The organism is Helicobacter rappini (genome assembly GCF_900198625.1).
GTDB classification, from domain to species: domain Bacteria; phylum Campylobacterota; class Campylobacteria; order Campylobacterales; family Helicobacteraceae; genus Helicobacter_A; species Helicobacter_A rappini.
Genome location: NZ_FZPK01000003.1, coordinates 92,527 through 105,440, shown reverse-complemented (window position 1 = coordinate 105,440; position 12,914 = coordinate 92,527). Strand labels below are relative to the sequence as shown.

Annotated in this window: 12 protein-coding genes; all 12 read left to right on the top strand. The window is 34.4% G+C overall.

Annotation, left to right across the window (positions count from 1 at the left end; genetic code table 11):
• The first annotated feature begins 19 nt into the window (after positions 1-19).
• The 12 genes from atpD (at position 20) to C6H17_RS00760 (ending at position 12,874) form a co-directional block, all read left to right on the top strand.
• A complete protein-coding gene (gene atpD, locus C6H17_RS00810) occupies positions 20-1,429 on the top strand; it encodes a F0F1 ATP synthase subunit beta (RefSeq protein ID WP_005216492.1) in 1,410 nt (469 codons plus the stop codon).
• A 12-nt stretch (positions 1,430-1,441) separates the two neighbouring features.
• The gene (gene atpC, locus C6H17_RS00805) at positions 1,442-1,816 is read left to right on the top strand and encodes an ATP synthase F1 subunit epsilon (protein ID WP_005216493.1); all 375 of its coding nucleotides are present in this window, start codon (positions 1,442-1,444) and stop codon (positions 1,814-1,816) included.
• 293 nt (positions 1,817-2,109) lie between these two features.
• Complete coding sequence (locus tag C6H17_RS00800; protein WP_104731308.1) at positions 2,110-2,409, top strand: hypothetical protein; 300 nt, start codon at positions 2,110-2,112, stop codon at positions 2,407-2,409.
• An 85-nt stretch (positions 2,410-2,494) separates the two neighbouring features.
• Complete coding sequence (locus C6H17_RS00795) at positions 2,495-4,207, top strand: LTA synthase family protein (RefSeq protein ID WP_040462593.1); 1,713 nt, start codon at positions 2,495-2,497, stop codon at positions 4,205-4,207.
• Positions 4,208-4,524: 317 nt separating this feature from the next.
• The gene (locus C6H17_RS12680; protein WP_005216495.1) at positions 4,525-5,292 is read left to right on the top strand and encodes a toxin-antitoxin system YwqK family antitoxin; all 768 of its coding nucleotides are present in this window, start codon (positions 4,525-4,527) and stop codon (positions 5,290-5,292) included.
• Entirely contained in the window at positions 5,285-5,440 is a 156-nt protein-coding gene (locus tag C6H17_RS12670) for a hypothetical protein (protein ID WP_223808310.1), read from the top strand. Before C6H17_RS12680 ends, C6H17_RS12670 begins: the two co-directional genes overlap by 8 nt.
• A gap of 119 nt (positions 5,441-5,559) precedes the next feature.
• Positions 5,560-6,432: a toxin-antitoxin system YwqK family antitoxin gene (locus tag C6H17_RS00785; protein WP_020995410.1), complete on the top strand. Its 873-nt coding sequence runs from the start codon at positions 5,560-5,562 to the stop codon at positions 6,430-6,432.
• 116 nt (positions 6,433-6,548) lie between these two features.
• On the top strand, positions 6,549-7,421 hold the full coding sequence (locus tag C6H17_RS00780) for a toxin-antitoxin system YwqK family antitoxin (RefSeq protein ID WP_005216498.1): 873 nt from the start codon (positions 6,549-6,551) through the stop codon (positions 7,419-7,421).
• A gap of 118 nt (positions 7,422-7,539) precedes the next feature.
• Positions 7,540-7,977: a toxin-antitoxin system YwqK family antitoxin gene (locus C6H17_RS00775; RefSeq protein ID WP_020995411.1), complete on the top strand. Its 438-nt coding sequence runs from the start codon at positions 7,540-7,542 to the stop codon at positions 7,975-7,977.
• A gap of 117 nt (positions 7,978-8,094) precedes the next feature.
• Entirely contained in the window at positions 8,095-8,811 is a 717-nt protein-coding gene (locus C6H17_RS00770) for a toxin-antitoxin system YwqK family antitoxin (RefSeq protein WP_020995412.1), read from the top strand.
• Positions 8,812-8,867: 56 nt separating this feature from the next.
• On the top strand, positions 8,868-10,211 hold the full coding sequence (gene glmU, locus C6H17_RS00765; RefSeq protein WP_005216500.1) for a bifunctional UDP-N-acetylglucosamine diphosphorylase/glucosamine-1-phosphate N-acetyltransferase GlmU: 1,344 nt from the start codon (positions 8,868-8,870) through the stop codon (positions 10,209-10,211).
• Between the two features lie 8 nt (positions 10,212-10,219).
• Positions 10,220-12,874: a motility associated factor glycosyltransferase family protein gene (locus C6H17_RS00760; RefSeq protein WP_020995413.1), complete on the top strand. Its 2,655-nt coding sequence runs from the start codon at positions 10,220-10,222 to the stop codon at positions 12,872-12,874.
• Positions 12,875-12,914 lie beyond the last annotated feature (40 nt).

Genomic DNA, 12,914 nt, shown 5'->3' with positions numbered 1-12,914 from the left:
TGTGAAAGGAGCTTTAAATATGAATAAAGTAGGTAAAATCACACAAGTCATGGGACCTGTTGTTGATGTTGAGTTTGAAAATTATTTGCCAGAAATTAATGAGGCACTTGATGTAAATTACAAGTTTGATTCTGAAGAAAAGCAGCTTGTATTAGAAGTAGCGGCACACTTGGGCGATAATGTCGTAAGAACAATCGCTATGGATATGACAGAAGGGCTTACAAGAGGACAAGAAGTTAAAGCGCGTGGTGCGATGATTGAAGTCCCAGTTGGCGAAGAAGTATTAGGTAGAATCTTTAATGTTATTGGCGAAGTTGTTGATGATGGTGAGCCGGTTAAGGCAGCGGTAAAATGGCCTATCCACAGAGAATCTCCAAGCTTTGATAATCAAAGCACAAAAACAGAAATGTTTGAAACAGGTATTAAGGTTGTTGATTTGCTTGCCCCATACTCAAAAGGTGGTAAAGTTGGACTATTTGGTGGTGCTGGTGTTGGTAAAACCGTTGTTATTATGGAGCTTATACATAATGTTGCATATAAGCATAGTGGTTACTCTGTATTTGCAGGTGTTGGCGAAAGAACAAGGGAAGGAAACGACCTTTACCACGAAATGAAAGAAAGTGGTGTTTTAGACAAAGTTGCCCTTTGCTACGGACAGATGAATGAACCACCGGGCGCAAGAAATAGAATCGCTTTCACAGGTTTAACAATGGCAGAATACTTTAGAGATGAAAAAGGGCTTGATGTGTTGATGTTTATCGACAATATCTTCCGTTACGCACAATCAGGTGCGGAAATGTCAGCCCTTTTAGGCAGGATTCCATCTGCGGTTGGTTATCAGCCTACACTTGCAAGTGAAATGGGTAAATTACAAGAGCGTATCACTTCAACAAAGAATGGCTCTATTACTTCAGTGCAGGCTGTTTATGTCCCAGCAGATGACCTTACTGACCCAGCACCTGCGTCTGTTTTCTCTCATCTTGATGCTAAAACCGTTCTTAATAGAAAGATCGCTGAAAAGGGTATTTATCCAGCTGTGGATCCACTTGATTCTAGCTCTAGAATCCTTGATCCACAAGTTGTTGGCGAAGAGCATTATAAGATTGCAACAGGTATTCAGCAGGTGTTGCAAAAGTATAAAGATTTGCAAGATATTATCGCATTGCTTGGTATGGATGAGCTATCAGAAGAAGATAAACGAACTGTGGAGAGAGCAAGAAAGATTGAGAAATTCCTATCTCAACCATTCTTTGTTGCTGAAGTATTTACAGGCAGTCCGGGCAAATATGTAAGCTTACAAGAAACGCTTGAGGGCTTTAAAGGCATTTTAGAGGGCAAATACGATCATATACCAGAAAATGCGTTTTATATGGTTGGCAATATCCAAGAAGTGCTTCAAAAAGCAGAGGATATGAAACAAGCAAAATAATAAGGAGCATTCATGCAAGATTTTCAACTCGATATTGTTACTCCTTATGGTGAGATTTTTAATGGCAAGGTAAATTCTGTCTATTTGCCGGGTAAAGAGGGCGAGTTTGGCGTTCTGCCCGGACATTGCGATATGTTAGCGCTTTTACAAACAGGCGTGATTGACATTCGTTCAGAATCAGGTCATGATCTTGTAGCAATAAACTGGGGGCATGTTTCCATTAGCAATAATAAAGTAAGCGTATTAGCCGATGGTGCAGTGTGCGTTCGTGGTGGTGATAGTAAGCTATCAAAGGCACTAGAACAAGCTAAAAAACTGCTTGAAGACGCTTCAAGTGATACTTCTATGATTGCTGGGGCATTGCGTAAGCTTGAAGAGACAAAGTAAGGTAGTAGTTGGCTATCCTTTTGGCTAACCACTCTAGCCATACATTTGTGTAATCAAAAGATTATGTCTCTTATCTTTCCCTATAAATTTCTCTTAGTCTAGAGTCTTTTAGATTTTAATAAATGTTATATTGAGTGCAACATGGATTCTAATTAGAGAGATTTTACCTAACATCTCTCATAATCTACAAAGATTTTGCAGGGTTAAATTTAGTGCTTTCCGCTAAATGCCTATATCTACAAACAATAAAAAGCCTTGCAAGTCTCACGCATATTTAATTTACAAGGATTTTCATGACAAACACAACTACAAAAACACTAAGCTACACTACACTTTTTCAAACATTATTGTTTATTATAATTTTGCTTATAATTTGTTCTTCTGCTAGGGCTATTATGGTGGCACATTTTATCCCCGAAGAACTCTTTACGCATAAAGATTTTTATGCAATGTGGATTATGGGCTTTAAGCTTGATATGCGTAGTATTGGCATTGCGATGCTTGTTTTTGTTGGACTAAAACTTATTGCTTTTATTATAGAATCTATTCTTAAAATATCTGTGAAATTAAGCGGGGGGGGGGGTAACCTCTAGAGTCTTTGTAGCTTTAAACTCTTTTTTCTCTTCTTTTAGTCGCTTTTTCTTTTCATTTTACGCATTTTTACTTGGCTTTATTTTTATGGTGGCAGCCTTTGTAAATTTCTATTACTTCCAAACCTATGGCAATAAGATTGATATTTTCATTTTTGGATTAAAAGATGATGATACTTTAGCCGTTCTCTCTATTATGTGGCATGACTATCCGCTTGTGTGGGGGATCTTAATGTCTTTGCTGTGCGGGATAATCACCCTTTTTGCCTACAAGATTCCATTAAGATACAATGCAATAAAAGAAAGACTAAACACCACATTTAATGCTATCAAGCTTTTTATTTATGGGACTATTCATTTTTGCTTAATTATTCTACTTATCATCGCAGCGCGTGGGACTTTAGGGACTTTCCCTATAAAAGCAGATAATTTTCATATTTCTACATTACCTATTTTTAATCATATCGCCACAAATCCACTTATGGCATTTGAATGGGCGTTAAAAGATTATAGAAATAATGCGACCTTTGAAGAGCCAAATATCGAAAGAGGCAAGGAATTGCAAGAGAGACTTTTCCCACTTTTTCATACCACAGCAGATTCTAACTTTCTAAAAGATAACCCACCGCATGTTGTCTTAAATGTTATGGAGAGCTTTGGTATAAATGCATTAGTGCATGATAGAAAGGATACAAATGATTTGCTTGGGAGTTTAAGAAAGCATTTTGGGAGTGATTTTGTATTTTATCGCTTTTTGAGTGCTGCAGATGGCACAGCCCCATCATTTGTAGCCCTTTTCTTTGAGAGTCCAAATGAGCAAATCACGCTTGGTTCATATAAGAATATAAAGCTTCCCTACAATCCATTCTCAATATATGCAGATTCTGGATACGAAGTCTTTTATATCACTTCGGGCTATGGGCAGTGGCAGGGACTAGAAGACTACACAAAGACACAAGGGGCGCATAAAGTCTATGATGCCCTTACGCTGATGGAGAAGTATCCAGAAAGTAAGCAAGATTCTAACTCATGGGGTGTGCCTGATGAGTATGTATATAGACTTGCGTTTGAGATTCTAAGTAGTGCTACAAAGCCAACCTTTATTGCTATCCTTACCACAAGCAATCATCCGCCTCATCTATTACCGCACACTTTTTCGCCTATGCCACTTTCATTTCCTAGCGAATTGGCAGATAAACTAACACAAAAAGAGCAAGACAATCTCATATTGCCGATAAAACTATATCAATATGCTAATAATGCCTTTGGGGATTTTATGGATAGAATCAAGCAATCAAATCTCGCAAAAAATACAATTATAAGTGCAACAGGCGATCATCGCTTAAGAAATCTTGGACCAAATCCAAACACGGATAAAGCCCTAAACTTCAGTGTGCCTTTTTATATCTATATCCCACAAGCCTATCAAATAAACCTGCATTATAATCCATCTCGTGTGGGTTCGCACAAAGACATACTGCCTACACTCTATGCTTTGAGCCTATCAAATGCGACATATATGAGTGTGGGCGGACGCAATATGCTAGGCAAGGTGGATAATAAGCAATATGAGTTTGGATTCAATAGATCAGTATGGATTGATGATAATGGGATTTATCCTACACAAGCAGGGGTTGGGTATCTATGGAAAGATAAAGAGATAAACACAGATTCTAAAAAAGCCTTTGGCTTACATGCATTAGATGAAAGCTTTCTGCTGCAAGATAATAAAGACTTTGAGAATCTGTATCGAGAACTCTTTAATTACTCCATATCATGGAGAATATATAATGCTAAATGATTGGATTTTTCTTCTAAGATTCTATAAAAGCAAAAAGCTGTGTTTGTGTTATAGAAGCCCTAATTCATGAGTTAATCTATATGATATTATTAGAATCTACATTAAGATTTGGTGGTTAGTTCTACACCTTTATGGCTTTGGAACACAATAGGATTAGAATCTAATGATTATCATAATTTGATCGTATGCAAAATATCTCTCTTAGAATTTATGCTGATTTAGAAAAAGCCAGATTCTAATCTTAGAATCTTTAAGGCTTTAATCTAAAAGAGTTTTTGTAAAATACAGAATCTTTATCTTAATTTTAAAGGACAAATATGTTACTAAAAAATGCGTTTATAGCTTTGTTTTCATTTTCTATTTTACATGCAGAGACACTAAAAGAGTGTAAAAGCGAAGCGGATAAAATAAGCGGTTGTGTAGTAAAAGAGTATTATGAAAATGGGAATCTAGAGATTGAAACACCATATAAAAATGACAAACAAGAAGGTATAGAAAAATGGTATTATGAGAATGGGAAGCTTTGGATAGAAACACCATATAAAAATAACAAAAGAGAAGGTATAGAAAAATGGTATCATTATGAAAATGGAAACTTGGCGTTAGAAGCATCAGTTTTAAATGATATATTGCATGGGGATATAAAACTCTACACAGAAGATAAAAAGCTACTAGCCTTAGTTAAAGCTGAGAATGGCAGGATTACAAGCGGTAAATGCTTTAATAATAAAGCCCTAACAAATAAAGATTTAGCAGAGATGAACAAGGCTAGCTATGAAAAAGCATATAAATATCTACAAGAAATATGCCTTAAAGAGAGTGATTCTAATTCTACTTTATATGCAGATACACTAAAAGAATGCAAAACCGAAGCGGATAAAATAAGCGGTTGTGTAGAGAGAGAATATTTTTCAAATAGGAATCTTTGGATAGAAACACCATATCAAAATGGCGAAAGAGAAGGCATGGCAAAGTGGTATCATGAGAGTGGGAGTCTAGCAAGTGAAATACCACATAAAAATGATGAAGCACATGGCAATTTAAAATACTACACAGAAGATGGAAGAGCTACTTGCTTTGCTTAAAGCCGAGAATGGCAAGATTACAAGCGGTAAATGCTCTAATAATAAAGCCCCAACAAATAAAGATTTAGAAGAGATTGGTAGATTTTATAGTGCTGGCAAAGCAATTAACTATTTACAAAAAATATGCCTTAAAAGTGATTCTAAATAATCTTTGATTTTAAAGCTATTGTAACACTTGCTAGATTCTAATCTTAGAATTTTTATGGCTTTAATCTAAAAGAGTTTTTGTAAAATACAGAATCTTTATCTTAATTTAAAAGGGCAGTTATGTTGCTAAAAAGTGTGTTTATAGGTTTTCTCTCATTTCATAGTGTAGATACAACCATGTTAAAAGAATGCGAAAATCACGCAGACAAAATAAGCGGTTGTGTAGTAAAAGAGTATGATTCAAATGTGGATCTTTGGATAGAAACACCATATAAAAATGGCAAAGTAGATGGCATAGCAAAAGAGTATTATGAGAAAGGGAAGCTAGCAAGTGAAACACCATATAAGAATGACAAAAGAGAAGGTATAGAAAAGTTGTATGATGAGAATGGGAAGCTTCGGGCTGAAATACCATATAAAAATGATAAATTCGAAGGCTTAACAAAGCAATATTATGAAAATGGGAATCTAGAGTTTGAAATACCATATAAAAATAACAAAAGAGAAGGCTTAACAAAGCAATATTATGAAAATGGGAATCTAGAGAGAGAAGCACCATTTAAAAATGGTAAATACGATGGTATAGTAAAAGAGTATTATGAAAATGGGAATCTTTGGAGAGAAACGCCATATAAAAATGGTAGATTCGATGGTATAGTAAAAAGGTATTATGAAAATGGGAATCTTGCGACAGAAACACCATATAAAAATAACAAAAGAGAAGGTATAGTAAAGTGGTATTATAAGAATGGGAATCTTATGGCAGAAATACCACATTTAAACAACTTGTTTCATGGAGATATGACATACTACACAGAAGATAAAAAGCTACTAGCCTTAGTTAAAGCTGAGAATGGCAAGATTACAAGCGGTAAATGCTTTAATGATAAAGTCTTGACAGACAAAGAAATAGACGAGATTGATATTAACGACATTGAAAAAGCAATTAACTATTTACAAAAAATATGCCTTAAAGAGAGTGATTCTAAATAACCCTTGATTTTAAAGTCTTAACACTTACTAGATTCTAATCTTAGAATCTTTATGGTTTTAATCTAAAATAGTTTTTGTAAAATACAGAATCTTTATCTTAATTTAAAAGGACAAATATGTTACTAAAAAGTGTGTTTATAGGATTTTTATCACTTTCTATTTTATATGCAGATACACTAAAAGAATGTAAAAATGAAGAAGACAAAATAAGCGGTTGTGTAGAGAGGGCATATTATTCAAATGGGAATTTTAGGCGTGAGACACCATACAAAAATAATGAAGCAAATGGTATAGCAAAAACATATTATGAAAGTGGCAAACTTATGGGTGAAACACCATATCAAAATGGTAAAGTAGAAGGCATAGCCAAAGTGTATTATAAGAATGGGAATCTTTGGAGAAAAGCACCATTTAAAAATGGTGAAATAGAAGGCATAGAAAAGCGGTATGATGAAAATGGGAATCTAAAGATTGAAATACCATATAAAAATGGTGAAAAAGAAGGTATAGAAAAAGAATATTATTCAAATGGGAATCTTTGGATAGAAACGCCATATAAAAATGGTGAAAAGGACGGCATGGTAAAGTCGTATTATGAGAATGGGAATCTAGGAGTAGAAACACCATATAAAAATGGCAAAAAAGAAGGCATGGCAAAGTGGTATTATGAGAATGGGAGTCTAGCGAGTGAAACACCATATAAAAATGGCAAAATAGAGGGCATAGAAAAATGGTATTATGGGAGTGGGAATCTAGCAAGTGAAATACCACATAAAAATGATGAAGCACATGGCAATTTAAAATACTACACAGAAGATGGAGAGCTACTTGCTTTGCTTAAAGCCGAGAATGGCAAGATTATAGATGGCAAATGCTCTAATAATAAATCCCCAACAAATAAAGATTTAGAAGAGATTGGTAGATTTTATAATGCTGGCAAAGCAATTAACTATTTAAAAGAAATATGCCTTAAAAGTGATTCTAAATAATTTATGATTTTAAAACTATCTTAACACTTACTAGATTCTAATCTTAGAATCTTTTAGACTTTAATCTAAAAGAATTTTTGTAAAATACAGAATCTTTATCTTAATTTAAAGGACAATTATGTTGCTAAAAAGTGTGTTTATAGGTTTTCTCTCATTTCATAGTGTAGATACAACCATGTTAAAAGAATGCGAAAATCACGCAGACAAAATAAGCGGTTGTGCAGAGAGACAATATTATCAAAATGGGAATATTTGGGTAGAAACACCATATAAAAATGGTAAGGTAGAAGGTATAGCAAAAGGGTATGATAAAATGGGGAATTTACACATAGAGATGTCATTTTTAAACGATATGCCTCAAGGGGACACAAGATTCTATACAACAGATAAAAAACTACTAGCTTTGCTTAAAGTTGAGAATGGCGAGTTTATAAGCGGTAAATGCTTTAATGATAAAGCCCTAACAAATAAAGATTTAGCAGAGATTAGCAATACTAGCGATGAAGAAGCATATAAATATCTACAAAAAATATGCCTTAAAAGTGATTCTAAATAATTTATGATTTTAAAGTCTTAACACTTGCTAGATTCTAATCTTAGAATTTTTATGGCTTTAATCTAAAAGAGTTTTTGTAAAATACAGAATCTTTATCTTAATTTAAAAGGGGCAGTTATGTTGCTAAAAAGTGTGTTTATAGGTTTTCTCTCATTTCATAGTGTAGATACAACCATGTTAAAAGAATGTAAAACCGAAGAAGACATAATAAGAGGTTGTGTAGAAAAAAAATATGATTTAAATGGGAAACTTATAAAAGAAACACCATATAAAAATGGTGAATTCGAGGGTATGGAAAAAGAGTATTATGAAAATGGGAATCTTCATATAGAAACACCATTTAAAAATGGTGGAAGAGAAGGCATAGAAAAATGGTATTATGAGAATGGGGAACTTAAAACTGAAATACCATATAAAAATGACAAAAGAGAAGGTATAGAAAAAGAATATCATTCAAATGGGAAAATTTATTGGGAAACACCATACAAAAATGGCAAAGCAGAAGGCATAGAAAAGTGGTATTATGAAAATGGGAATCTTTGGAGAGAAATACCATACAAAAATAACAAAGCAGAAGGCATAGAAAAGTGGTATTATGAGAATGGGAAGCTTATGGCAGAAATACCATTTTTAAACAACTTGTTTCATGGGGATACGAGATTCTACACAGAAGATGGAAAACTACTAGCCTTATTTAAAGGTGAGAATGGCGAGATTATAAGTGGCAAATGCTTTGATGATAAAGTCTTAACAGACAAAGAAATAGACGATCTTAGTAGACCCAAAAGCATTGAAGAATCAATTAACTATTTAAAAGAAATATGCTCTAAATAATGTATAATTTTAGCCTTGTATGTATCAAATAGAATCTAAGCTATAAAAGGAAAAATATGGTATCAGTGGTGATTTTAGCGGCTGGGTTTGGCACACGAATGAAGTCAAATACACCAAAGGTTTTGCATAAGCTATGCGGTAAAAGCATGATTGAATATGTGATTGATACCGCATTAGAGATAAGCTCTGATGTGCATGTCGTGCTATATAATCAAAAAGAGAGAATACAAGCGTTTTTACAGGAAAAATACGCATGGCATATCGCTGATAAGATTACTTTTCACACGCAGTTGCATGATAAGTATCCGGGCACTGGGGGGGCTTTGATGAAAGAAAATAAGCAATTAATCGATATAAAAGGTGAAAAGGTGCTAATCCTTAGCGGTGATACGCCTCTAATCTCAAGCAGTGATTTAGAAATGCTAGTAAATGGGGCTGGCTCTATAAATCTTTGTGCGTTTGAGACAAAAAATCCTTATGGTTATGGCAGGATTATCAAAAAAGACAAGGATTTAAAACAAGCATTTGCCATAAAGGGCATTATCGAAGAGAAAGATTGCAATACAGAACAAAAAGAGATTAATATCGTAAATGCAGGGATTTACTGCTTTACTAAAGAGATTTTACAAGAGTATGTATCAAAGCTAGATTCTAATAACGCACAAAATGAATACTATCTCACACAGGTTATAGAACTCGCAAATAAAGATTCTAAAGACATTTTTGCCTTTATATGTTGTGAAAAAAATATGCTTGGGATAAATACAAAACTTCACCTTTCACAAGCAGAGCAGATACTCTTAACAAGGCTAAGAGAAAGGGCAATGGAACAAGGCGTTATCATGCAGATACCAGAGAGCATTTATATAGAATCTAGCGTATGCTTTGAGGGGGAATGTGTGCTTGAAAATGGCGTGAGAATAACAGGTAAAAGCTATATCAAAGATAGCCATATAAAAGCCCATAGCGTAGTGGAAGAAAGTGAGATTATAGAAAGTGATATAGGACCGCACGCACACATACGACCAAACTCACATATAAAAGATTCTCATATTGGCAACTTTGTGGAATGTAAAAATGCGAATTTAGATGGAGTGAAAGCGGGGCATTTAAGCTATCTTGGCGATTGCGTGATAGGAGATGGGAGCAATATTGGGGCAGGTGTGATTACCTGCAATTATGATGGCAAGAAAAAGCATAAAACACATATTGGTAAAAATGTCTTTGTAGGCAGTGATTGTCAGCTTGTAGCCCCGATAAATATCGCCGATAATGTGCTGATTGGTGCAGGTAGCACGATAACTAAAGATATAGAAGAGGGCAGCCTCTCTCTATCTAGGGCTAAACAGGTAAATTATGCGAATGGATTCTATAGATTTTTCAAGCCAGAAGATGAGTAAGGATACTCGTGCAAACACAAGATAATCTCAATGAAAAGCAGCTACAAATAAACTACTATAAAAACATGGAGTTTTTTAAAACTCTCAATCCAAAACTTTTTCACGCCCTAAGCAAAGCCCCAACGCTTTATAACCTACATATTGACTCGTATGGATATAATGTAATCCATATCCCAACGCAAACTATGCAATATCCGCTTATAAAAAGCACAAATGATAAAAACGCCCCTACGCATAAAACAAGTATGCAAGACACACATAAAGAACTTGCTAAAAATCCTATGAAAAATCCACAATGGGAACTCTTTAGTAATCATGTATTAACTCCAAACGCACATTTTATAAATGAAGAGAAGCTAAATATCACAGGTAAGCTTTGCAATGATTTATTAAGAGAGAGTGTAAAAATGGGAGTGGAATCTATGGCTTGTCATGTTGAGTGTAGCAAAACATCTCAAAGTTTAGAATCTACGCCACTTGAATCTAATGCGAATTTTCAGTCATATTGTAATGAAAAGCAAGATTCTATATTAAAATCTAAAATTTGCCATATCGAGCGAAGCGAAATATCCAACAAAACATTAAAACAGAATCTAGATTCTATAAAAATGCACCCTAAACCCTGCACCCACCAAGATTTGGTGGAGAATCTAGAATCTAAAACAACCACTTGTCATACTAAGCCTTTAGGCGAAGTATCTAACATGAAATCCAATAAAGATATTTCATGCTTACACACTCGCACGAGTGAAGATTTTACCCATACTTGCAAAAATGACAATACACAGAATCTAAATCTCGCAAAAGATTCTAAAACCACACAACAAGATTCGATACAAACACAAAGCAATCTCACACTCTATGAAAATCTAATAGAATCTTTTTGTAATTCTAAATTCCTGCCACAAACAAATATCTATGGGCTTATGGGCGGCATGTTTTTACAAGAATTGCTAGAGAAAGACTATCACTTTTATTCCTTAATGATTTATGAAGAACATATTGATTTATTCCGCATTTCACTCTATTTTATCGATTATGATAGGCTATTTCAGCATGTTGGAAAGAACTCTTGCTTTATCATTATAAAGGATATATCATTTGAACTTGTGAGTGCGTTTTTACATGCAAAAAAGCTAACAAATAATTTTTTAAGTTTGAGTTTAACGCATTATACAACTGATAATGTAGCCCTGCTTAAAGACTTCATTTATAAAGAGAAAAAGGCTATTATGCGTGGTTGGGGTAGCTTTGAAGATGAGCTTATAGGCTTAAAAAATGCGTGTTTGAATCTAGCGGATTCTAGGCTTTTAAGCATGCGACCAAAGCGAGTAAATGCCCCAATTTGTGTTATAGGCAATGGGGCTAGTCTTGATTTATGTATTGATTTTTTGAAAGCTTATAAAGATTCTATGATTTTGCTTAGTTGTGGGACAGCTTTAAAGGTTTTGCGACATCATGGCATACGACCTGATTTTCAGCTAGAGATTGAGCGAGTGCCTTATCTAGCAGAAGTTTTACAGGAAGCAAATTTAGGAGATATTCCGCTAATATTCGCACAGACTACGGACACAAAAGCATGTAATTTAGCAAAAGAAAAATATGGATTTTTACGCGGTGGTAGCAGTAGTGCGTATTTAGATTCTACATATATTCCGCTAGAGTTTAGCGCACCTTTTGTTGGTAATGCAGGGGTTAGTATCGCAAGTTTGCTTGGGAGTGATGTGATATTGTGCGGTATAGATTGTGGTTATATAGATGGGTATAGCAAACACGCCAAACATAGCTTTTATGGCGATGAAAATACAGAGATTCCAAAAGATTGCTTTCAAGTGGAGAATAATAAAAATTTGCGTGTATTTAGCAATGATTTATTCTATTTGAGTGCGAAAAATATCGAAGAGGCAATAAAGCTATACAAGCCAAATAGCGTGATTAATCTAGGATATGGTATGCGTTTTCAGCATACAATAGCCCTAAATGAAGATGACTTCATGCTAAAGCCTATTGATAAAGAAAGAGAACTGAAGCATTTTAAAGAGAATTTTACCCCCTATAAACTCACATTAAATACAAACGAAATGCTAGATTCACTCACTGCGTTTAGTAATGCCTTACAAGAGATTCTCACACAGGATACACACACAATACAAGATATTTTTAATCTCACACAAGATATTTTTAACCTACTTCAAACAAGCATTGATAATAAGATTATGCGTAAAAGTATCATTTTGCTTGAGGGCAGTATCATGCACTTAAGCTATACGCATTTACTCGCACAACTTTTTGCAGGAACTACGAAGAATCTAGATTCTACAACAAATTGTCATTTTGAGCGTAGCGAAAAATCTAGCATAGAAACTAAAAAAGATATTTCGTGCTTACGCACTCAATATGACAAGAATCTAGAATCTATAAATTTTGCACCCCAAAGCCCTGCATACACTCAAGTGGCAGAACACCTAGATTCTAACAACTACACAGAAAACACGCATTTAATAAAGTTAAAAACACTTTATTCACAAGGACTTTTTTCGTTGATAAGTAGTAGCAAAAAAGCAATGGAATCTGAAATAACTTGTTGTATTGGGTGTAGTAAAACATTTCATGCAGAATCTAAAAGAGATGTTTCACCTTTTTTTAAAGAGCCAACGCGATAATCTTTCATATTGCAATCTAGTTCTCGCATAGTTATTCTAT

Excerpts from the sequence above, each read along its gene's own strand:
- atpD (WP_005216492.1), top strand. The coding sequence starts at position 20 with ATGAATAAAGTAGGTAAAATCACACAAGTCATGGGACCTGTTGTTGAT.
- atpC (WP_005216493.1), top strand. The coding sequence starts at position 1,442 with ATGCAAGATTTTCAACTCGATATTGTTACTCCTTATGGTGAGATTTTT.
- C6H17_RS00800 (WP_104731308.1), top strand. The coding sequence starts at position 2,110 with ATGACAAACACAACTACAAAAACACTAAGCTACACTACACTTTTTCAA.
- C6H17_RS00795 (WP_040462593.1), top strand. The coding sequence starts at position 2,495 with ATGGTGGCAGCCTTTGTAAATTTCTATTACTTCCAAACCTATGGCAAT.
- C6H17_RS12680 (WP_005216495.1), top strand. The coding sequence starts at position 4,525 with ATGTTACTAAAAAATGCGTTTATAGCTTTGTTTTCATTTTCTATTTTA.
- C6H17_RS00785 (WP_020995410.1), top strand. The coding sequence starts at position 5,560 with ATGTTGCTAAAAAGTGTGTTTATAGGTTTTCTCTCATTTCATAGTGTA.
- C6H17_RS00780 (WP_005216498.1), top strand. The coding sequence starts at position 6,549 with ATGTTACTAAAAAGTGTGTTTATAGGATTTTTATCACTTTCTATTTTA.
- C6H17_RS00775 (WP_020995411.1), top strand. The coding sequence starts at position 7,540 with ATGTTGCTAAAAAGTGTGTTTATAGGTTTTCTCTCATTTCATAGTGTA.
- C6H17_RS00770 (WP_020995412.1), top strand. The coding sequence starts at position 8,095 with ATGTTGCTAAAAAGTGTGTTTATAGGTTTTCTCTCATTTCATAGTGTA.
- glmU (WP_005216500.1), top strand. The coding sequence starts at position 8,868 with ATGGTATCAGTGGTGATTTTAGCGGCTGGGTTTGGCACACGAATGAAG.